The organism is Bradyrhizobium sp. 956_D2_N1_4, from assembly GCF_052076025.1.
Classification (GTDB): Bacteria; Pseudomonadota; Alphaproteobacteria; order Rhizobiales; family Xanthobacteraceae; genus Bradyrhizobium; species Bradyrhizobium barranii.
The window spans coordinates 6,439,613-6,458,914 of sequence record NZ_CP197237.1; the positions used below are offsets into that span (position 1 = coordinate 6,439,613).

18 protein-coding genes are annotated in these 19,302 nt (G+C 65.5%); 10 read left to right on the plus strand and 8 right to left on the minus strand.

Annotated elements, in window-relative coordinates; genetic code table 11:
- Positions 1-4: 4 nt before the first annotated feature.
- Genes AB7535_RS30490 through AB7535_RS30500 form a run of 3 tightly spaced genes read left to right on the plus strand, consistent with a single transcriptional unit; the run spans position 5 to position 2,858 of the window.
- Complete coding sequence (locus tag AB7535_RS30490) at positions 5-955, plus strand: heme/hemin ABC transporter substrate-binding protein (protein WP_166344369.1); 951 nt, start codon at positions 5-7, stop codon at positions 953-955.
- Positions 952-2,046 (plus strand): FecCD family ABC transporter permease, encoded by a 1,095-nt coding sequence (locus AB7535_RS30495; protein WP_063981149.1) that lies wholly within the window; start codon positions 952-954, stop codon positions 2,044-2,046. Before AB7535_RS30490 ends, AB7535_RS30495 begins: the two co-directional genes overlap by 4 nt.
- The gene (locus tag AB7535_RS30500) at positions 2,043-2,858 is read left to right on the plus strand and encodes a heme ABC transporter ATP-binding protein (RefSeq protein ID WP_231143482.1); all 816 of its coding nucleotides are present in this window, start codon (positions 2,043-2,045) and stop codon (positions 2,856-2,858) included. The genes AB7535_RS30495 and AB7535_RS30500 overlap by 4 nt, the downstream gene beginning before the upstream one ends.
- A gap of 74 nt (positions 2,859-2,932) precedes the next feature.
- Here AB7535_RS30500 and AB7535_RS30505 read toward each other — a convergent pair whose 3' ends face one another.
- Together AB7535_RS30505 and AB7535_RS30510 are read right to left on the minus strand one after the other, a co-directional pair.
- Positions 2,933-4,609, minus strand: a complete 1,677-nt coding sequence (locus AB7535_RS30505; protein WP_231143483.1) for a mucoidy inhibitor MuiA family protein — start codon at positions 4,607-4,609, stop codon at positions 2,933-2,935.
- A 185-nt stretch (positions 4,610-4,794) separates the two neighbouring features.
- Complete coding sequence (locus AB7535_RS30510; RefSeq protein WP_231143484.1) at positions 4,795-5,415, minus strand: response regulator transcription factor; 621 nt, start codon at positions 5,413-5,415, stop codon at positions 4,795-4,797.
- A gap of 202 nt (positions 5,416-5,617) precedes the next feature.
- Between AB7535_RS30510 and AB7535_RS30515 the strand changes: the two genes are divergently transcribed.
- On the plus strand, positions 5,618-6,655 hold the full coding sequence (locus AB7535_RS30515; RefSeq protein ID WP_231143485.1) for an AraC family transcriptional regulator: 1,038 nt from the start codon (positions 5,618-5,620) through the stop codon (positions 6,653-6,655).
- A 2-nt stretch (positions 6,656-6,657) separates the two neighbouring features.
- Here the strand turns inward: AB7535_RS30515 and AB7535_RS30520 are convergent, their stop codons facing one another.
- Entirely contained in the window at positions 6,658-7,869 is a 1,212-nt protein-coding gene (locus tag AB7535_RS30520) for an NnrS family protein (RefSeq protein ID WP_231143486.1), read from the minus strand.
- A gap of 140 nt (positions 7,870-8,009) precedes the next feature.
- Here AB7535_RS30520 and AB7535_RS30525 point away from each other — a divergent pair, with 140 nt between their 5' ends.
- The gene (locus tag AB7535_RS30525; RefSeq protein WP_039153608.1) at positions 8,010-8,720 is read left to right on the plus strand and encodes a Crp/Fnr family transcriptional regulator; all 711 of its coding nucleotides are present in this window, start codon (positions 8,010-8,012) and stop codon (positions 8,718-8,720) included.
- An 86-nt stretch (positions 8,721-8,806) separates the two neighbouring features.
- Here AB7535_RS30525 and AB7535_RS30530 read toward each other — a convergent pair whose 3' ends face one another.
- Both AB7535_RS30530 and hemN read right to left on the minus strand, forming a co-directional pair.
- Positions 8,807-9,004, minus strand: coding sequence for a DUF1858 domain-containing protein (locus AB7535_RS30530; protein WP_014492467.1), 198 nt, complete (start codon positions 9,002-9,004; stop codon positions 8,807-8,809).
- A 340-nt stretch (positions 9,005-9,344) separates the two neighbouring features.
- On the minus strand, positions 9,345-10,697 hold the full coding sequence (gene hemN, locus AB7535_RS30535) for an oxygen-independent coproporphyrinogen III oxidase (RefSeq protein WP_231143487.1): 1,353 nt from the start codon (positions 10,695-10,697) through the stop codon (positions 9,345-9,347).
- Between the two features lie 159 nt (positions 10,698-10,856).
- Here hemN and AB7535_RS30540 point away from each other — a divergent pair, with 159 nt between their 5' ends.
- The 3 genes from AB7535_RS30540 to AB7535_RS30550 all read left to right on the plus strand — a co-directional run bounded on the left by AB7535_RS30540 (position 10,857) and on the right by AB7535_RS30550 (position 13,329).
- On the plus strand, positions 10,857-11,063 hold the full coding sequence (locus AB7535_RS30540; protein WP_231143488.1) for a hypothetical protein: 207 nt from the start codon (positions 10,857-10,859) through the stop codon (positions 11,061-11,063).
- Between the two features lie 237 nt (positions 11,064-11,300).
- Complete coding sequence (gene nirK, locus AB7535_RS30545) at positions 11,301-12,398, plus strand: copper-containing nitrite reductase (RefSeq protein ID WP_439037445.1); 1,098 nt, start codon at positions 11,301-11,303, stop codon at positions 12,396-12,398.
- A gap of 52 nt (positions 12,399-12,450) precedes the next feature.
- Positions 12,451-13,329 carry a formylglycine-generating enzyme family protein gene (locus tag AB7535_RS30550; RefSeq protein WP_071909777.1) on the plus strand — a complete coding sequence of 293 codons (879 nt, stop codon included), beginning with the start codon at positions 12,451-12,453 and terminating at the stop codon, positions 13,327-13,329.
- Positions 13,330-13,427: 98 nt separating this feature from the next.
- On the opposite strand, the gene AB7535_RS30555 is transcribed toward AB7535_RS30550, so the two are convergent.
- Genes AB7535_RS30555 through AB7535_RS30565 form a run of 3 tightly spaced genes read right to left on the minus strand, consistent with a single transcriptional unit; the run spans position 13,428 to position 15,460 of the window.
- Positions 13,428-14,063, minus strand: coding sequence for a GNAT family N-acetyltransferase (locus AB7535_RS30555; protein WP_231143490.1), 636 nt, complete (start codon positions 14,061-14,063; stop codon positions 13,428-13,430).
- Positions 14,064-14,085: 22 nt separating this feature from the next.
- Positions 14,086-14,736 (minus strand): 3-oxoacid CoA-transferase subunit B, encoded by a 651-nt coding sequence (locus AB7535_RS30560; RefSeq protein WP_011089829.1) that lies wholly within the window; start codon positions 14,734-14,736, stop codon positions 14,086-14,088.
- A 16-nt stretch (positions 14,737-14,752) separates the two neighbouring features.
- Positions 14,753-15,460 (minus strand): CoA transferase subunit A, encoded by a 708-nt coding sequence (locus tag AB7535_RS30565; protein WP_028151658.1) that lies wholly within the window; start codon positions 15,458-15,460, stop codon positions 14,753-14,755.
- A gap of 272 nt (positions 15,461-15,732) precedes the next feature.
- On the opposite strand from AB7535_RS30565, the gene AB7535_RS30570 reads away from it, so the two are divergent.
- The gene (locus AB7535_RS30570) at positions 15,733-17,622 is read left to right on the plus strand and encodes an AsmA family protein (protein WP_231145411.1); all 1,890 of its coding nucleotides are present in this window, start codon (positions 15,733-15,735) and stop codon (positions 17,620-17,622) included.
- A gap of 208 nt (positions 17,623-17,830) precedes the next feature.
- Entirely contained in the window at positions 17,831-19,216 is a 1,386-nt protein-coding gene (locus tag AB7535_RS30575) for an ABC transporter substrate-binding protein (protein WP_063981139.1), read from the plus strand.
- The last annotated feature ends 86 nt before the right edge of the window (positions 19,217-19,302 follow it).

Genomic DNA, 19,302 nt, shown 5'->3' on the forward strand with positions numbered 1-19,302 from the left:
TGCAATGACATTTTGTCGCACCCTCGCAAACCTCCTGCTCACCGGCACCATCGCGCTCGCCTCGACCGCGCACGCCGCCGGTATCACGGTGCATGACGCGCGCAATCGCGATGTCGCCGTTGCCGACTTCGCCCGCACGGTCTCGATCGGCGGCGCCATTACCGAGATCCTCTATGCGCTCGGGCTGGAGAGCCGCCTGGTCGGCGTCGACACCACGAGCCTCTATCCGGCGGCCGCGCTGCACGACAAACCCAATGTCGGCTACATGCGCCAGATTTCGGCCGAGGGCGTGCTGGGCCTCAACCCGACCCTGATCCTGGCGATCCAGGGATCGGGCCCGCGCGAGACCATGGACCTCCTGGAGACGGCGAAGGTGCCGCTGGTGCTGGTGCCCGAGACTTTCTCCGAGGAAGGCCTGATCGAGAAGATCAAGCTGGTCGGCCATGCCATGGGCGTCGATGCGCGCGCCGAGTGCCTGAGCACCGCAGTGGCTACGGATCTTGCGCAGCTGCGCGCACTGCGTGCCAAGGTCACGAAGCCGGTCCGCGTGATGTTCGTGATGTCGCTCCTGAACGGACGGGCGATGGTCGCCGGTCACAAGACCGCCGCCGACGAGATCATCCAGCTCGCGGGCGCCACCAACGCGGTCGAGGATTACGACGGCTACAAGAACATCGGCGACGAGGCGATCGTCGCGGCAAAACCCGACGTCGTGCTGTCGATCGAGCGCGGCAAGGATTCACTGCAGGCCGACGCGGTCTACACCCATCCCGGCTTCGCCTTGACGCCGGTCGCGGCCAACAAGAGCTTCATCACGATGGACGGGCTCTATCTACTCGGCTTCGGCCCGCGCACGGCCGCGGCGGCCCGTGATCTCTCCGTCAAGCTCTATCCGGCATTGGCCGAGGGCGGCGCCTTCACGTCGGCTCTGTCGGCGGCGAACTGCCGGCAATGAGCGTGGCGATCGGGACGGACTCGCGGAGCCCGCGCCGCGCGGGCGCAGGACGGCGATTTACGTCGATTGCCATTCCCCTCCTCTTGGTGATCCTCGCCGCCACCGCCATCGTTGCGCTGACCGTGGGCGCAGCCGGAATTCCCCTCTCTCGCTTGCCCGCCGCACTCGGTCTTGCAGGCAACACCACCGCCGACGCCGTGACGACGCGCGACCAGCTGGTGCTGTGGTCGATCCGCATTCCCCGGATCGCGGCGACTGCGATGGTCGGCGGCCTGCTCGCCGCGGCCGGCGCCATCATGCAAGGATTGTTTCGTAACCCGCTCGCCGATCCCGCGCTGGTCGGGGTCTCCAGCGGCGGCGCGCTCGCGGCGGCAAGCGCGATCGTCTTCACCGACTCGCGCTTCGGCGAGACATTGCGCTTCCTCCAGACCGAGCTGTTGCCGCTCGCGGCCTTTGCGGGCTCGCTGGCCACGACCGCGATCCTTTACGGCATCTCCAGCCGCGCGGGGCGGACCTCGATCGCGATCTTCCTGCTCGCCGGCGTCGCCATCACTGCCATCACCAATGCCGGCATCGGGCTTCTGGTGTTCATCGCCGACGACCGCCAGCTTCGCGACATTACATTCTGGCTGCTGGGCTCGATGAGCGGCGCGACCTGGACCAAGGCCGCCGTGCTCGCGCCGATCCTCATCATCGGGCTCGGCGCCTGCGCGTATATTGCGCGCGGCCTCGATCTGCTGGTACTCGGCGAGGCCGACGCGTTTCACGGCGGCGTCGACGTCGAGCGTCTCAAGCGGATCTCGATCGTCATGGTCTCCGCCATGACTGGGGTCGCGGTGTCGATCAGCGGCGTCATCGGCTTCGTCGGCATCGTCGTGCCGCATCTCCTCCGTCTCGTTATTGGACCTGCGCATCGCCTGCTGCTGCCGGCCTCGGTGCTGCTCGGCGCGATCCTGATGGTCGGCGCCGACACGCTGGCGCGCACCATCGTGGCGCCCGCGGAGATGCCGATCGGCATCTTGACGGCAGCGGTCGGCGCGCCTGTCTTCCTCGGCATCCTGCTGCGCCAGCGCGGGCTCGCCTCGCTATGAGCGCCGTGATCGAGGCGCGATCTCTCAGCAAGCGCGCCGGCCGCGCCACGCTGCTCGATGGCGTCGGCCTTTCGGTTGAAGCCGGCGAGATGGTCGCGATCATCGGCCCGAACGGCGCCGGCAAGTCGACGCTGCTGCGGCTGCTCTCCGGCGATCTCCGCCCGAGCGAGGGCGAGGTGCACCTGAAGCAGCGCGACATAAGCAGTTATACGCCGCGCGAGCTCGCCGCGCGCCGTGCGATGCTGTCCCAGCACATCAACGTCACCTTCCCCTTCACGGTCGAGGAGATCGTGCTGATGGGCGCGGGCGACCGCAGCCTGCGCGATGCCGTGTCGCTCGTCGACGCCGCGCTGGACGAGGTTGGCCTCGCACATTTCCGCGAACGGCAATTGCCGACATTGTCTGGCGGCGAGCAACAGCGCACCCATTTCGCCCGCGTGCTGGTGCAGCTCGCCTGCGGCGAGGCCGAGCATGGGCCAGGGCTCCTACTGCTGGACGAGCCGACATCGAGCCTCGATCTGCGTCACCAGATCGACCTCGTCGAAGCCGCGCGCCGCCGCGCCGCAGGCGGCACGGCTGTCATCGCGATCCTGCACGACCTCAACCTCGCGATCCGCTTCGCCGACCGGCTCATCGTCCTGAACGGCGGCAAGCTCGCTGCCGACGGCCCGCGCGCGGAAATCGTCACGCGCGAGACCATTCGCGACATCTTCGAAATCGACGCCGTCGTTCATCAGGCCGACGACGGCGTGCCCTACGTGCTGCCGCAATCGATGCGGGCGGCGGCGCGAGCCGAACTGCCGCCGCGGTGAAGATGCACTCCCTCGCCCCGCTTGTGGGGAGAGGTAAGGAAGACGGCGCCGCGCCTCGGTTCAGATCGGGCGCATTACCCTGCCGGCACGATCACCATGCCCTTGTCCTTGGGCCAGCGGACGCGCCAGGCGAACTTGATCTCCTTGATTTCGCCGGGTTTTGCGTCGAACGCCCATTCCAGCACGCCGCGCTTGTCGCGCAGATTGGTGGTCGTGGGCGGCGTGGTCGAGGACAGCATCTCGACGCCAATATCCTCGTTCTCGCTGACCGGAAGCTGATCCTCGATCGCGATGCGGATCGGGAAGTCGTGCCCGTTGCGAACGACGGTGCGGAACGAACGCGTGTCGGTCTTGGAGGACGCGATCACGCCGGCCGTGCCTTCGTTCTGCCTGATGACGGTGCGCTCGATCTTGATCTTGTCGTCGGCACCGAAGCCGAGCCGGATCGCGTCGTTCCGCGCGGCGGTCGAGAATTTGCTGCGACCGACGAACGTGCCGTCGCGGAAGATCGCGACCTTGCCGGGCAGCAGATTGGTATCCTCGGCAAGCTTGAATGACGCCTCGAGGTAAGCGGTGGGATCCGCGACCGGGGCGGCACGGATGGCGAGGTCGGGCGTCACCGTCATGGAGGAGATGAGCAGGCTCTTGGCGCCCTCATTGGCACCGAGGCTGACGCGGCCGCTGATCTGATACACGGCCTGGAAATCGCCGATCTCGGCGTTGGCCTGCTGCTCGTCCGCGCGCTCACGCAGCTCGGGCTCCGCAGCTTTCGCCATCGCCGGAGATTGCGCCTGCCGCGTCATTGGCTGCGCGGGCATCGCCATGTCCGACGCCGTGCCCATTGCCAACGGCTTCGGCAGTTGCGGATACCTCACAACCAGCGAATTCAGCTCCGGCGCGCTGCCGCCGCGGCTGACGCGAACGGTGGAAACACCGAGACTGACATTCGACCAGTCTTCACCGGTCGACTGTGTCACCTCGGCGCGGCGAACCAGCTCGAGCTGCGGCTTGCGGTCCTTGGCACCAGTGTCGAGCCGGGCGTCATACAGCGGCAGCCAGCGCGCATTGCGGACTGCATAAGTCACCCGCAACGTCGCCTTCGTCGCGGCGGCGGAAGCGACATCGATGCGAACCTCGAGCTTGCTCGGCGGCTTGGCCGAACGCTCCGCTTCAAGTTGCGCGAGCTGCCGATCGATCTCGCGCTGCTTTCGCGTGGCGTCGCGGATCGCGGTATCGGCGGTCGCGATCTCCTCGGCGACCGCGGTAAAGGCCGCGCGCCATTCGGTGATCGGCCGAGCCTCGCCCTTCTCGCCAAGGCCGGCGGGAGAAGCCTCGGCAAAGTGCTGCGCGAATTTGCGCCGGGCGTTGGCCGCGTCGATGTCGCCTTGCAGATCGGCGCGCTGATCCTTCAACGCCTCGATGCGCTTATCGAGCTCGGGCAGATTCGCGGGTTGTGCCGCGCGCGGCGGCCGCGCGTCGATCGTCCCGATGGTGAGTTTTGCGCCCGCCTCGCCCTCGACCCGCAGGGAGGACGGATCGAGCGAGAGCGGAAAGTCCTTGGCGACCAGCGTGCTGTCGCCGGAGGCGAGGTCCAGCGCGATGATACGGGTGACGGTGGCGCCGTCCGGATAGACCGTGACGGTGTCGATGGCCGATGTGGCGTCCACATCGGCGGCCCATGATGGCGACGCGGCCGCCATGGTCACCAGAACCAGGCTCGTCGTTGCCAAACATCTTGCGGTGATGCGCATAAAGTCCCTCCTGCCGTATCGCCGCGCCGCCAGCCGGACGCGTGCGATCAAATGCCTCGCCAACATGGTTGGACGCGGCTGGGAAGGAACTGGTTCGATTGGGGTTTCCGTGGGGCGCCGCCGCGGCCGCACCAAGGCTGCGGAACGTGTCGTCGACTCGCGGCGAAGCCGTTAAACTTAGGTCCTTAAACCGGGGTGGGCGAACCCTGGCCGAAGATGCGGCGGAGCAGATCGGTCACGTTGCGGGCGCCGGCCTTCTTCAGGATGCCTGCGCGGTAGCCTTCGACCGTCCGCGCACTCAGATGTATGCGCCGGGCGATCTCCTTATTGGTCAGGCCGGCAGCAAGGTGCTCGAGCACATCGACTTCGCGCCCGGTCAGGGGCTCGCAGCCGGGCAGCCAGCGTTGCCGGTTTGAACCCGGCTGCGCGAACTCGTCGATGGCAGCATCGATCCGGTCGACGATGTCGCGGGTGCGGAACGGCTTCTCGATGAAGTCGGCCGCGCCGCTCTTGATCGCGTCGACCGCCATGGCGATGCTGCCGTTCGCCGACGTCATCAGGACCGGCGCCATGCAGTTCTCCTCGCGCAGGCGCTTGAGCACGTCGAGGGCGGAACGATCCGGCGGCATCTCCAGCAGCACGCAGGCCGGCATCCGCGCCTTGGCTTCCGAGAGCAGCGACGCGCCGTCGGCAAAGCAGATCACGTCATAGGCACTCTGTTGAAGCGCCATTGAAAGTTGTTCGCGGGAGGCCGCGTCAGTTTCAATGACGAATACCTCACCCTTGGAAAGCATGTTTCCCGGCATCATCCCGATCCAGCAATGTCTTGGTCAAATGGCCCGAGACGGCAGCAGGGCTTCGTCGCGCCGCGTCGTCATACGCACGGCATTCACGCCCGTGCTTCGGTTTCCCTTATGTATGTTCCATCCTGTTCCCGGATTTGACGGATCGGGACAGAAACTTTACATTTCGGGACATCTGCGGGAATGGCTGACAGGAACGGGTCGCATGACCGACCTCATGCGCAGCGCAGGCTTGAGCTACTACCCGGATGTCGCCCGGTCGGTCGGACTCGACCCGAAACAGATGATGCGCAAGGTCAGGCTGCCGCTGGCCGTGCTCGACAAGCCCGATACCCCCATTGCCGTGACCAGCCTGCGCCGGCTGCTCGAATTGTCGGCAGAGGCGTCGGGTGCCGAAGATTTCGGCTTGCGGCTCGCCGAGCGCGGCGGGCTGACCAATTTCGGCGCGGTCGGCCTGATCGTGCGTGAACAGGCGACCGTCAGTGAGGCCATCGAAGCGTTCTCGCGCTTCATCCACGTTCATCACGACGGCATGAAGCTTGAGGTCACGCGCGACAAGCAGACCGTGACGGTCACATTGCATCTGCGCGGCCGGCAGCCGACCGCGCCGCGCCAGTCGATCGACATGGCGCTCGGCAGCGTCCACCGCATCATCCAGTCGCTGTTCAGCAGCGACTGGCGGCCGCTCGAGGTGCATCTGCATTATCCGCCGCCACACGACCGCAAGCGCTACCGCGACTTCTTCGGTTGCCGCGTCACCTTCAATGCCGATGACGATGCGATCCTGTTGTCGGCGCATGACATGGAGCGGCGGATCCCGAGCGCGCATCCGCTGATCGCGAGCTATTTGCGCAAACGGATCGAGGCGATCGAGACGCGGCCGGCAAGCTGGGAGGAGAAGGTCGACGAGGTGGTACGCATCCTGCTCGCAAGCGGCGACTGCACGGTCGAGCGCGTGGCTGAGCATCTCGCCTGCACCCGCCGCACCATCCATCGGCACCTCGCCGCATCAGGCACCAGCTTTTCGGCGATCCTCGACGCGCAGCGCGCCGATCTTGTGACCCAGCTGATCGACGACCCCGGCCGGCCGCTGGCCGACATCGCCACCCAGCTCGGCTTCTCCGCGCAGAGCGCGATGGCGCGCTGGTTCCGTGGCCGCTTCGGCTGCACCATCACCGCATGGCGCAAGGGCGTGCGGCCGCTGGCCAAACGCCCCGGCGTTCCCTCGGCGTCCGCGGCCTAGGCTCAGCGTGCCGGAGCGGGCACGCCCATGATGGCAAGGGCGCGCCGGGGGCTGCCGGCGAGCAGCGGCCCGAACGCAATCGCAAAGCCGAGGAACGCGACGACCCACCCGCAGGCGGCGATGTGCAGCAGGATATCGCCATGCGCAGGCAACACCACGGCAGCGACCCGCGCCAGCGCCGCGACGATGATCGCAGCGTAAATCCCCTGCGTCGCGGGCGAGGCCGTCAACGCCTGTCCGGTATGCCCGAGGCTCGCGCGCGTCATCACCGCGAGCGTCATGGTTCCGGCCGCGCCAGCGATCCAGGCGTGAATGCCCGCGCTCGGCGGCAGCGCCCCGAAGACAGCCAGGGCATGCAGCAGGAAGCCCAGCGGCACGAAGACATAACCGACATGGAGGATCAGCAGCAGCCGCTCGCGCGTGGTGCGATCGCCAGCCCAGCGCGCGAACCGCACCAAATGAAGCACACCGACGAGCGCCATCACCGCGCCGGTGATCATGTTCAGCGGCGCCACGATCCATGCGATCAGCGCGAGCGCGCTCAATCCGATCACCGCGCCGTCAAAACGCCCGAACGGCACCGGCAGGCGGCCGGGATTGAACTTGACCAGCCAGTTGCGGGTGAAGCTCGGGATGATGCGGCCGCCGATCAGCGAGATCAGCAGCACGACCACGCCGATGCCGACGCGGATGCTGACATCGGCCGCGCCCTCGAAGTGCGCTTCGAGATGGAAGGCGACGTTACCGGCGAGCAGCACCAGCACGAGCACTACCACCGGCAGATTGCGCCAATTGCCGCCCGCGATGATTTCGCGCGTGGCCGCGGCAACGACCAATGCCAGGAAGGCGGCATCGACGACGAGCGCGAACGCCCAACCGATATCGGCGGACAGGGTCACTGCAAAACGTCCGGCCAGCCACACCACCAGCAGCGCGCCCAGCGACGTCCCCTGGATCGGCAGCCGCCCGGTCCAGTTCGGGATCGCCGTGAACAGGAATCCCGTGATCACCGCCGGCAGGAAGCCATAGAGCATTTCGTGGACGTGCCAGTCGCGCGGCGCGAAGGCCGAACTGACCGACAATTCGCCGTAGAACATCGGCAGCCAGGCCAGAATCGACAGCCCCGCCTGGATCGCGGCGAGCAGGAAAAACGGCCGAAAGCTGTTCGCAAACAGCGGCCAGCCCTCAAAGTTACGGGATCGGGCGCCAGCCATGGGGGCAACTCCTGTGAATTCGGACGGTCACCTGGATCGTCATTTGGAAAAATACTGCCGTCCGGCCGGCCCGTTTTGCGCTATCGCAAACTGCCCGACGAATACAGGTGCCATCACACTCCGAGCGCCAAGGAGGCAGAATGGCCAAGGTCGACACATCGCTGGTTGCGCATTTGCCGCTGTTTTCCGGCGTCAAGCCGGAGGACCTCGAGGAAATCCTGCGCGAGGCCCGCTCGGCGCGGTACCCCAGGAACACCGCCATTTTCGAACAGGGCGCTGACGCGCAATCCTTCTTCCTGCTGCTGCACGGCCACGTCCGCGCTGCCAAGACCACCCCGACCGGCGAGCAGATCGTGGTGCGCTATGTCGCCCCCGGCGAGACATTCGGGCTCGCGATGGCGATCGGAGCCGCGCACTATCCGGCGACAGCGATGGCGGTCGACGACAGCGTGGTGCTGATCTGGCCGAATTCGGCCTGGCCGCGGCTGATCGAGCGGTTTCCGGCAATCGCCGCCAACACGCTCCAGACTGTCGGCGCGCGACTGCAGGAGAGCCACACCCGCATCCTGGAAATGTCGACCCAGCAGGTCGAGCAGCGCGTCGCACATGCGCTGCTGCGGCTCGCAAAACAGTCCGGCAAGAAGCTCGACCACGGCATCGAGATCGACTTCCCGATCAGCCGCCAGGACATCGCGCAGATGACCGGCACCACGCTGCATACCGTCAGCCGCATCCTCAGCGGCTGGGAGAGCCAGGGCCTCGTCGAGAGCGGCCGCCAGCGCATCATCCTGCGCGATCCGCACAAGATCGTCGTGCTGGCGGAGCGTACAGCGGACGGCAATTCTGCGTAAGGTAGGGGTGAGGGCACTTCCGCTTACGGCGCAAGCCCGCCCTCACCCGGGAATCCGCGCGCGACCCGCGCGAACTCCGACCCGCCTCACGCCGGCACGCATTCGCACAGCGCAGCGAGGAATTTGTCGCGATCGATGCCATGCTCGCGGCAGGCGTCTTCCACGGTATGGAAGGTCGCGATCGGACAGCCGACGCAAGCCATCCTGAAGGCGAGGAACACGCGGATCGTGTGCGGTGCCGCACGCATGATGTCATCGACCAGATCGTCGGATCGGAAGGGCATGGACAACTCCGTTCCGAAGTGACGATAGCCGGGTCGGTCCGAGCTTCTTTGTTGAAGCGCAAGCTGGTGGTTGCTTCTCCCTCTCCCCGCAAGCGGCAGGGCTATCGCGTATGAGAAAAACGTGGCGGGAAGCTCGCCCGCGGCCATCCTGCGAGACGCCCGCCTCCGGCGGGCCCTCAGGATGAGGACGGAGTACGTGGTCACTATTTCGACAGGCAAAGCTGCTGCTCAGCCTCATCCTGAGGAGACCGCGGAGCGGTCGTCTCGAAGGACGAGGCGCTCGCTCGGACCCCGCCAAGCTCATATGCAAAAGTCCCTGCAGTAGGCGGCGTGAGGTGAACTACACCGCCCTGCTGTGCAACTGCTTGCCCGGATCCAGATGCGCGTCGAACGCCGCGGCGACGCTGCGGACCAGGAAGCGCGAGTCGCTTGCGACCGCGAGACGGTCGCCGTCGAGCCTGACGATGCCGTCCGAGATCAACGGCTTTAGGCGCGCGGCCGACTTCAGCATCGCTTCGGGTTCCGCACCATGGCGCGCACAGATGTCGCCGAGATCGGCGCTGAACTCGCACATGATGCGCTCGATGATGTCGGCGCGGAGCCGGTCGTCGTCGGTGAGCCCGTAGCCCTTCGCGGTGGCGAGGCGGCCGGCGGCGACGCTCTGCGCGTAGGCGCCGATCTGCACCTGGTTCTGCACATAGCCCTGCGGCAGATGCCCGATCGCGCTCGCGCCGAAACCGAGCAGGACTTCGCCCTTGTCGGTGGTGTAGCCCTGGAAATTGCGCCGCAGCGTCCGTTCCTCGAAGGCCACGGCCATGGCGTCGTCGGGGCGCGCGAAATGGTCGAGCCCGATCTGGACGTAGCCGGCCTCCTTCAACGCATTGGCGATCGCGCAGGCCTGGTCATGACGCGCGAGGCCGTCGGGCAGCACGGCCTCGTTGATCATGCGCTGGTGCTTCTTGAAGTCAGGCACATGCGCATAGCCGAACACCGAGAAACGATCGGGCCCGAGCTCGAGGCTGCGCCGAACCGTGTCCAGGCAGGACGCGACGGTCTGGTGCGGCAGCCCATAGATGAGGTCGAAGTTGATCCCGTTGATGCCCGCGCGATGCAGCCTATCGACGACGGAAGCCGTCTGCTCATAGCTCTGCACGCGATTGATCGCGCGCTGCACGACCGGATCGAAACTCTGCACACCCAGGCTGGCGCGGTTGACGCCGGAGAGCCGCATGGCCTCCACCATCTCTGATGTCAGCGTGCGCGGGTCGATCTCGACCGCGATCTCGGCCGAGGGCAGCACGAAGAACGAATGGCGCATCGCCGCCATCAACTCGGCAAAAGCCTCCGGCGCCATGATGGTCGGCGTGCCGCCACCGAAATGGATGTGCTCGACCTTGATGCGGCGGCCGATGGTCTCAGACACCTGCGCGATCTCGCTGCGCAGCGTCCGCTGATAGGCGGCGATGAGCCCGTCGCGGCGGACGATCTGGGTATGGCAGCCGCAATACCAGCACATCTCGCGGCAGAACGGCACGTGCAGATAAAGTGACGCACTGGCGCCTGCCGGGAGTCCGGCGAGCCATTCGGCATAAGTATCCGGGCCGACCGCCGGCGAAAAATGCGGCGCGGTCGGATAGCTCGTGTACCGCGGCAATCTCTCTTCGCCGTAGCTCGCTGCGAGATCGGTCCTCATATCTTAACCATTCGTAAATCGATGCCGCGCGGTGGCGCGGCAAATCCCGGATGGCATTGGATGACCCGTTTTCGGGCGGACTACCTTGCGCTCGCTCAAAGTCCGAGCGCCGGATCGGAACCATGATGACGTTCAATCATGACTCACTGGAGATAGGCCATGGCGTCGCTCGCGCTCGATCTCGTTCTCTGGCTCACCGGCGTTCGCGGTCATATCCCGCGCTTCGACGATTTTCGTCCCGTCCCCGCCGCACCCTCCGTCCGCGCAGGTTATCTCGTGCGGGTGCTGGCGATCACCGCCGCCATCTTCGCCGCGCTGTCGCTCGCGGTCTGGGGCACGGTCTGGATTGCGATCCAGCTTCTCTGATCGACAACCAAACATTCACAGTCGAGCGTCGTTGAACATGCGAACGATTTGCCGCTGGCGCAACTGACGCCGCGCGACGTCGTGCGCTTCGCACGGCCGATACGCGCTTCGGCAAACCTCCTAAGGATTTTACCGGAGGCGAATTCGGCAAAAGCTTGTCGCAGCGCAAACACTCTTACCGTAACAGGCGCAGACTGCATCCGTCATCAAAACCCTTTCAGATGAAGGATGCTTCCGATGTTCACCCGCAGAGCCGCATTGATCAGCGCCGCCGCGACCGCCCTGATGCTCGCGACACCCACGTTCGCCGCCGGCGACCTCAAGCTGCCGCGGCAGAAGGTCGAGCTGGTCGCACCGCCCTTCGTGCACGCGCACGAGCAGGCCACGACGCAGGGGCCCAAGATCATCGAGTTCAAGCTCAACATCGAGGAGAAGAAGGTCGTCATCGACGACAAGGGCACCACGTTCCAGGCCATGACCTTCAACGGCTCGATGCCGGGTCCGCTGATGGTCGTGCATGAAGGCGACTACGTCGAGGTGACGCTGGTCAATCCCGCGACCAACACCATGCCGCACAACATCGACTTCCACTCCGCGACCGGCGCCCTCGGCGGCGCCGAGCTCACGCTGGTCAATCCCGGCGAGCAGGTCGTGCTGCGCTGGAAGGCAACGCGGATCGGCGTGTTCGTCTATCACTGCGCCCCGGGCGGCCCGATGATCCCCTGGCATGTCGTCTCCGGCATGAACGGCGCGGTGATGGTGCTGCCGCGCGACGGACTGAACGACGGCAAGGGCCACGCGCTGAAATACGACAAGGTCTACTATGTCGGCGAGCAGGACATGTATGTGCCGCGCGACGAGAAGGGCAAGTTCAAGTCCTATAATTCGCCGGGCGAAGCCTTCACCGAGACCGAAGAGGTGATGAAGAAGCTGATCCCCTCCCACGTCGTGTTCAACGGCAAGGTCGGCGCGCTCACCGGCAAGAACGCGCTGACGGCCAAGGTCGGCGAGAACGTGCTGATCGTGCATTCGCAGGCCAATCGCGACAGCCGTCCGCACCTGATCGGCGGCCATGGCGACTATGTCTGGGAGACCGGCAAATTCTCCAACGCGCCTGAGACGGGACTAGAGACCTGGTTCATCCGCGGCGGCTCGGCGGGAGCTGCGCTCTACAAGTTCCTGCAGCCCGGCATCTACGCCTATGTCACGCATAATCTGATCGAGGCAGCCGACCTCGGCGCCACTGCGCACTTCAAGGTCGAAGGCAAGTGGAACGACGATCTGATGACCCAGGTGAAGGCGCCCGCGGAGATACCGGCTCCCAACACCAACTAGACGCGACAGGGGGCCGGTCATCGCCGGCCCCTTCCTTCTTCGGGGGACGACCATGCTGATCGCATTCAAGCTGAAACTGCTGCTCGCCTGCGCCGCAGGGCTCGCAGGGCCGATCGCCGTGGCGCCGCTGGTCTCGGACATGGCGGTCCATGGTACGGCGACGGAGCCTGCGATCGTCAGGGTCGCGCCGGGTAATCTTTCCTATCGCGAGGCCGGCGATTTCACCCGCGCGGGGCTGCAGGCCGAAGTGCCGCTGCGCGCGATGCGCTTCAACCGGCCGCTACAGATCATGCGGCACCAGGTCTCGTCATCCGACTATCAGCTTTGCGTGCAGGATGGTGCGTGCCGCGCGCTTGATCGCGGCGTCGCGATCGCGTTCGATCGTCCCGCGGTCCAGGTGAGCTGGCACGATGCGCAGGCCTATGCGGGCTGGCTGTCGCGCAAGACCGGCCACACCTATCGCCTGCCGAGCGACGCGGAATGGGCCTTTGCGGCCGGCTCCCGGTTCAGGGACGACGGCGCGCCTGTGGACGCAGACGATCCTTCAAAGCGCTGGCTCAGCCGTTACGAGCGTGAATCCGAGCGCGACCTCTCCGACACGACGGCCTATCCGTTCGGCAAGTTCGGCACCAACGAGCACGGTATCGAAGATCTCGCCGGCAATGTCTGGGAATGGACCGCGACCTGCTTCGTGCGCTCGCGGATCGACGCAGCCGGCAATGCCGGCCGCCCGACCGTGAATTGCGGCGTGCGCGTCGCCGAGGGTGCGCACCGCGCCTACGTCACCGACTTCATCCGCGACGCTCGCGCCGGCGGTTGCGCACAGGGCGTGCCGCCCGCCAATCTCGGCTTCCGCCTGGTGCGCGAGGAGCCGTCATGGGTTGCAAGCGTGTCGGCGCGGTGGGGCAAGGTGTGGGCGGCGAGGTCGTAGGTATCGCCGAGTAGCCCGGATGGAGCGCAGCGCAATCCGGGATCGGACCATCCACGAGCACCCCGGATTTCGCTACGCTCCATCCGGGCTACGGCGCATCAAATCGTTCGCGCAAACATGCGAAATCCGGGCGCGCCGATGATCGCCTCGAACGCGGGATCGCGCTTCTCTTCGGCGAAGACAAATCCTGCCTTGGCGTAGGCGCGTTCAGCCGGCTGATTGCCGATCAGGAACGATATCGTCGCGCGGGCAAATCCGGCCGCTCGTCCCTTATCCAGTGCGCGCGCAAGCAACGCCTGCACGAGGCCGCGACCGCCATAGGCGGGGTCGGTCGCGACGTGCTCGATCATCCAGTCGCCCTCGCCGCCCTGAACCCAGCAGGCGCGCGTGTAGGCGCCGCGGCGACGGATGGCTTCCAGCTCTGGCGCGGCAAGCCCGGTCGCGGCACCGACCTCCTCGATGGCACGCCAGGCCGCAGGTCCCGTGCCGGCCGCCGGCAGTGCGCACAACGCGGCAGCAGGCTTGCCATCGATCTCGGCGATCAGGAATTGCGAGACATGCCACATCGACACCGCGTGTGCGGTCGTGATGCGCGCGATGAAATCGCGGCACTGTGCCTGGGGCCAGCCGAGCGCGACGTCGAACCAGCCGCGCGGCCGGTAGCCACGCTGCGACGACAGGATGGTTTGTGCGATGAAACCGGCGTCTTCGGGACGCGCAGACCGTATCGTCATGCGCGCCCCCGTTGCGACGACCTTACGTGTTCTTCAGCGCGACGCGGAATTCGGCTTCGGTCTTGGCCTTGACCTCGTCGAGCGAGACGCCGTCGGCGAGCTCGATCAGCGCCATGCCGCCGTCGCCGTGCTTGTCGATGGTGAAGACCGCGAGATCGGTGACGACCATGTCGACCACGCGCTCGCCGGTCAGCGGCAGATTGCACTTCTTCAGCAGCTTCGAGCCGTCCTTGGCCGAGTGCTCCATCACGACGACGACGCGCTTGACGCCGGCGACGAGATCCATCGCGCCGCCCATGCCCTTGACCATCTTGCCGGGGATCATCCAGTTGGCGAGATCGCCGTTCTGGGCCACCTGCATGGCGCCGAGGATCGACAGGTCCATGTGGCCGCCGCGGATCATCCCGAAAGAATCCGCGCTCGAGAAATACGAGGTCGACGGCAGCTCGCTCACGGTCTGCTTGCCGGCATTGATGAGGTCGGCATCCACCTCGTCCTCATAGGGGAACGGGCCCATGCCGAGCATGCCGTTCTCGCTCTGGAGGCTGACATCGACGCCATCAGGGATGAAGTTCGAGACCAGCGTCGGGATGCCGATGCCGAGATTGACGTAGTAGCCGTCACGCAGTTCCTTGGCGGCGCGCGCAGCCATCTGTTCACGGGTCCAGGCCATGTGAGTCTCCTGACGCTTAAGCGGCGGTGCGCGGGCGGGTGTTACGGAATTCGATGCGCTTCTTGGCCGTGCCAACCTCGACGATGCGCTTCACGAAGATGCCGGGCGTGTGGATGTGGTCGGGATTGAGTTCACCGGCCGGAACCAGATGCTCGACCTCGGCGACCGTGATCTTGGCGGCGGTCGCCATCATCGGATTAAAGTTGCGCGCGGTCTTGCGGTAGATGAGGTTGCCGGCGGTGTCGCCCTTCCAGGCGTGCACGATGGCGAGGTCGGCGAACAGGCCGCGCTCCATCAGGTACTTCTCGCCGTCGAACTCCTTCACTTCCTTGCCTTCGGCGATCAGCGTGCCGACGCCGGTCTTGGTGTAGAAGGCCGGGATACCGGCGCCGCCGGCGCGGATGCGCTCGGCCAGCGTGCCCTGCGGATTGAATTCGAGTTCCAGCTCGCCGGCCAGGAATTGCTGGGCGAACAGCTTGTTCTCGCCGACATAGGACGAGATCATCTTCTTGATCTGGCGGGTTTCGAGCAGGCGGCTGAGGCCGATGCCGTCGACGCCGGCATTGTTGGAGACGACCGTCAGGCCCTTGACCCCGGACTCGCGGATCGCGTCCGACAGCTCCTCGGCGATGCCGCAGAGGCCAAAGCCGCCCGACATGATCATCATATTGTCTTTCAGAACGCCTTCGAGAGCCGACTTGGCGTCGGGATAGACCTTGTTCATGCAAATAACCTTCGGGTGAACCTTCGGCTGGCAGGCGTCGCGCCTCATTGGCGGCGATTATTAGGCGAAATCCTCCAAAGCCGTCAATGATACGGGGTTCTCCGTTCCGCCCTCCGGTGATAGAAGCTGCCCACGCCGTGGGCAGAACCGCCCGCGGCCTTGAAAGCGACAAGAAAACCCATCAAGTTGCGGGGGTTGGGCGTGGGCACGCAGGTTTCCCGGTCCGCTCTTCTGGCTCCAGCGACCAACCCGATCAGGACATGCCATTGACCATGGCCCAAGGAATGAAGCGCCTCGGGACGCCGATCGCGGCGCTGCTCGGCCTCGCGCTGATCGCCCTGATCGCGACCTCCTGGCTCATCAACCGCGACGCGCTGCGCAAGGCGGTGGAAACGCAGATCCGCGACGTCACCGGGCTCGAGCTCAGCGTGGCAGGCAGCATCGACATTTCGCTGCTGCCGGCGAGCTACATTTCCTTCCATGACGTCGGCCTGAAGGGCGGCGGCACCAGCGATCCCGCGCTCCATGTCGACGTGCTCACCGCCAATCTCCGGCTGCTGCCGCTGCTGCTGCAGCGGTTCGAGATCGCCGACCTGACCCTGCTGCGGCCGCGCATCCATGTCAGCCTGAAGCAGGATGGCGAAAGCAACTGGACGCCCTTCATCCAGACCATTGCGCGCACCATGAAGCCGGGCGCCGAGAACCAGGTGTCGTTCTCCGAGATCAGGATCCAGGACGGTGTGCTCAATTACGAGGACGCCACCACCCACGCCGCCGAGAAGTTCGAGGACATCGACCTGTCGCTGGCCTGGCCCTCGATCTCGCGGTCCTTCGCCGCGACCGGACAATTCGACTGGCGCGGCGAGCGCGTCGACGGCTCGATCAGCTTCGCCGATTTCGTCGCCGCCCTCTCCGGCGACCGCTCCGGGCTGAAGGCGCGGATCGCCAGTGCCCCGCTCAAGCTCGCCTTCGACGGCAGCGTCGCCAACCGCACCAGCCCGATGATGGAAGGCACGCTCACCATCGACAGCCCATCCTTGCGCAACGCGCTGCGCTGGACCGGTCAGCCGCAGCCCGGCAGCGGCGGCTTCGGCCGCTTCGCGCTGAAGGCGCGCGCCAATGTCGTCGGCGCCTCGATCGCGCTCACCAACGTCAATGTCGAGCTCGACGGCAACACTGCCGAGGGCGTGATGACCTACGCCAATAACGGCCGGCAGACGCTGCAAGCGACGCTTGCCGCCGACGCGCTCGACTTCACACCTTATATCTCGACCTTCCGCCTGCTCGCCAGCGGCGCCCGCGACTGGAACAGGCAGCTGTTCGATCTCAACGGGCTTTCGACCACCGACCTCGACATGCGCCTGTCGGCAGCCAGGCTGACAGTCGGGACGTCGAAACTCGGCCGCACCGCGATCGGCGCCAATCTGCGCAACGGCACGCTGGCGCTCTCGGTCGGCGAAGCTCAGGTCTATGGCGGCATCGCCAAGGGCTCGTTCGGGATCGCGCGCTCCGACACCGTCGCCGACGTCAAGGCGCAATTCCAGTTCACCGATGTCGATCTCCAGGCCTGCGCCTCCGAATTGTTCGGCCTCAACAAGCTGTCCGGCCGCGGCAACATCAACGTCTCGCTGCTGGCCTCCGGCTCCAGCCCGTTCGGCCTCGTGCAGTCGCTCGACGGCACTGCCACCGTGACCGGGCACGACGGTGCGATCTCGGGCTTCAACGCCGAGCAACTCCTGAAGCGGCTGGAGCGGCGGCCGCTGTCGGGTGGCGGCAATTTCCGCAACGGCTCGACCCCTTATGACACCCTCACCATCGCGGTGAAATTCTCCGATGGGATCGCCACCGCCGAGGACATCCGCATCGAGGGGCCGGCTGCGAAGATCACGCTGACGGGCACTGCCTCGGTGCCGACGCGCGAATACGACATGAAGGGCGTGGCGAGCCTCAATACGACGTCCGGCTTTCAGTTGCCCTTCATGGTGCAGGGTCCCTGGGACGATCCCCTGATCTTCCCCGACCCCGAAAGCCTGATCCGCCAGTCGCCTGCGGCATCCCCCTTCCTGGACCTCCTGAAGCGGCGCATCACCGGCGAGAAGCACCCTGCGCCGACAGATTCGCCGACGGCCGAGAACGCCAAGGAAAACGCGAAGTCCAACTGAGGACGGCGATCGTCCGGCGCTGCCGGACCATCGCGAATTGATCCGGCCGAATTGATGCGGCGATTGGATCGATGCGCGGATTAAGCATCTCCGCTGGCCCGACACCCCACGACCTAGGTCTGACAAGATGCCGCTAGATCGGCTGACGGCCATGCGCTAGTGTTTTATACGACCGGTTAAAAACACCGGCCGTTTGAGGGAGAAAAACGTGAGATCCAAGGTTATTGGCGCAGTTTCATTGGCGGTCGCTGCGGTTGGGCTTTTTGCGGCCACTGCACCCGCCTTTGCGCAGCAGAAGACGATCACGGTCTGGTGGGGCAAGGGCTTCTATCGGTCCGAAGACGACGCACTGATCGAGACGATCAAGAAGTTCGAAGCCAAGACCGGCATCAAGGTCGAATTGTCGCAGTACGCGATCCAGGACATGATTCCGAAGACGGTGGCCGCGCTCGATGCCGGCACTGTGCCCGATGTCGCCTATTCCGATTCCTACGACGTGCAGGCGCAGGGCAAGTGGGCCTATGAGGGCAAGCTCGAGGACCTCACGGACGTCATGGAGCCGATCAAGGGCCGGTTCGTGCAGAACACGCTGGACGCGTCGATCCTCTATAACGACGTCACCAAGAAGAAGGCCTATTACGGCTTCCCGCTGAAGCAGCAGAGCATGCATGTCGAGATCTGGAACGACATGCTGGAGAAGGCCGGCTTCAAGCTCGCCGACATCCCGACCGACTGGGCGGGCTACTGGACGTTCTGGTGCGACAAGGTGCAGCCGGGTATCCGTAAAGCCACCGGCCAGCGCATCTACGGCGTCGGCCAGCCGATGGGCGTTGAATCCACCGACGCCTTCCAGTCGTTCTACACCTTCATGGACGCCTATCACGTCAAGCTGGTCGACGACGACGGCAAGCTCCTGGTCGACGATCCCAAGGTGCGCGAGAATCTGATCAGCGCGCTGAAGGATTACACCGACACCTATATCAAGGGCTGCACGCCGCCCTCCTCCACAACCTGGAAGGACCCCGACAACAACGTCGCCTTCCACAACAAGACCATCGTGATGACCCACAACTTCACGATCTCGATCGCGGCGAAGTGGTTCGAGGACTCGCAGAACCAGGCGCTCACGCAGGAGCAACGCGACGCCGGCAAGAAGGCCTATGAGCAGGACATCGTCACGGCGTCCTTCCCGAAGGCGCCCGACGGTTCGACCATCCGCTACCGCTCCGACGTCAAGACCGGGCTGGTGTTCACCGCGGCCAAGAACAAGGCCGAGGCCAAGCAGTTCATCAGCTTCCTGCTCCAGGAAGAGAATGTTCGTCCCTATATCGAGGGCGCGCTCGGCCGCTGGTTCCCGGTGACGAAGGAAAGCCAGGCCAGCCCGTTCTGGCAGGCCGACAAGCACCGCAAGGCGGTCTACGCCCAGTTCACCGGCGGCACCGCCGCGTTCGACTTCACCAAGAACTGGAAGTTCACGATCCTCAACAACGAGAACGTCTGGGCCAAGGCGATGAACCGGGTCGTCAGCGAAAAGGTCCCGGTCGACAAGGCCGTCGACGAGCTGATCGCCCGCATCAAGCAGGTTGCAGGCTAAATCCTCTTTCTTCCTCTCCCCGCTGGCGCGGGGAGAGGCGAAACGCTAATACCGGCCGCCTCGTGCGGCCGGAAGTCCTTTCAAAG

Coding starts and splice junctions, on each gene's coding strand:
- AB7535_RS30570 (WP_231145411.1), top strand. CDS start 15,733: ATGGCCCAAGGAATGAAGCGCCTCGGGACGCCGATCGCGGCGCTGCTC.
- nirK (WP_439037445.1), top strand. CDS start 11,301: ATGTTCACCCGCAGAGCCGCATTGATCAGCGCCGCCGCGACCGCCCTG.
- AB7535_RS30500 (WP_231143482.1), top strand. CDS start 2,043: ATGAGCGCCGTGATCGAGGCGCGATCTCTCAGCAAGCGCGCCGGCCGC.
- AB7535_RS30510 (WP_231143484.1), bottom strand. CDS start 5,415: ATGCCGGGAAACATGCTTTCCAAGGGTGAGGTATTCGTCATTGAAACT.
- AB7535_RS30530 (WP_014492467.1), bottom strand. CDS start 9,004: ATGCCCTTCCGATCCGACGATCTGGTCGATGACATCATGCGTGCGGCA.
- AB7535_RS30565 (WP_028151658.1), bottom strand. CDS start 15,460: ATGAACAAGGTCTATCCCGACGCCAAGTCGGCTCTCGAAGGCGTTCTG.
- AB7535_RS30550 (WP_071909777.1), top strand. CDS start 12,451: ATGCTGATCGCATTCAAGCTGAAACTGCTGCTCGCCTGCGCCGCAGGG.
- AB7535_RS30505 (WP_231143483.1), bottom strand. CDS start 4,609: ATGCGCATCACCGCAAGATGTTTGGCAACGACGAGCCTGGTTCTGGTG.
- AB7535_RS30560 (WP_011089829.1), bottom strand. CDS start 14,736: ATGGCCTGGACCCGTGAACAGATGGCTGCGCGCGCCGCCAAGGAACTG.
- AB7535_RS30515 (WP_231143485.1), top strand. CDS start 5,618: ATGACCGACCTCATGCGCAGCGCAGGCTTGAGCTACTACCCGGATGTC.
- AB7535_RS30540 (WP_231143488.1), top strand. CDS start 10,857: ATGGCGTCGCTCGCGCTCGATCTCGTTCTCTGGCTCACCGGCGTTCGC.
- AB7535_RS30555 (WP_231143490.1), bottom strand. CDS start 14,063: ATGACGATACGGTCTGCGCGTCCCGAAGACGCCGGTTTCATCGCACAA.
- AB7535_RS30525 (WP_039153608.1), top strand. CDS start 8,010: ATGGCCAAGGTCGACACATCGCTGGTTGCGCATTTGCCGCTGTTTTCC.
- hemN (WP_231143487.1), bottom strand. CDS start 10,697: ATGAGGACCGATCTCGCAGCGAGCTACGGCGAAGAGAGATTGCCGCGG.
- AB7535_RS30495 (WP_063981149.1), top strand. CDS start 952: ATGAGCGTGGCGATCGGGACGGACTCGCGGAGCCCGCGCCGCGCGGGC.
- AB7535_RS30490 (WP_166344369.1), top strand. CDS start 5: ATGACATTTTGTCGCACCCTCGCAAACCTCCTGCTCACCGGCACCATC.
- AB7535_RS30520 (WP_231143486.1), bottom strand. CDS start 7,869: ATGGCTGGCGCCCGATCCCGTAACTTTGAGGGCTGGCCGCTGTTTGCG.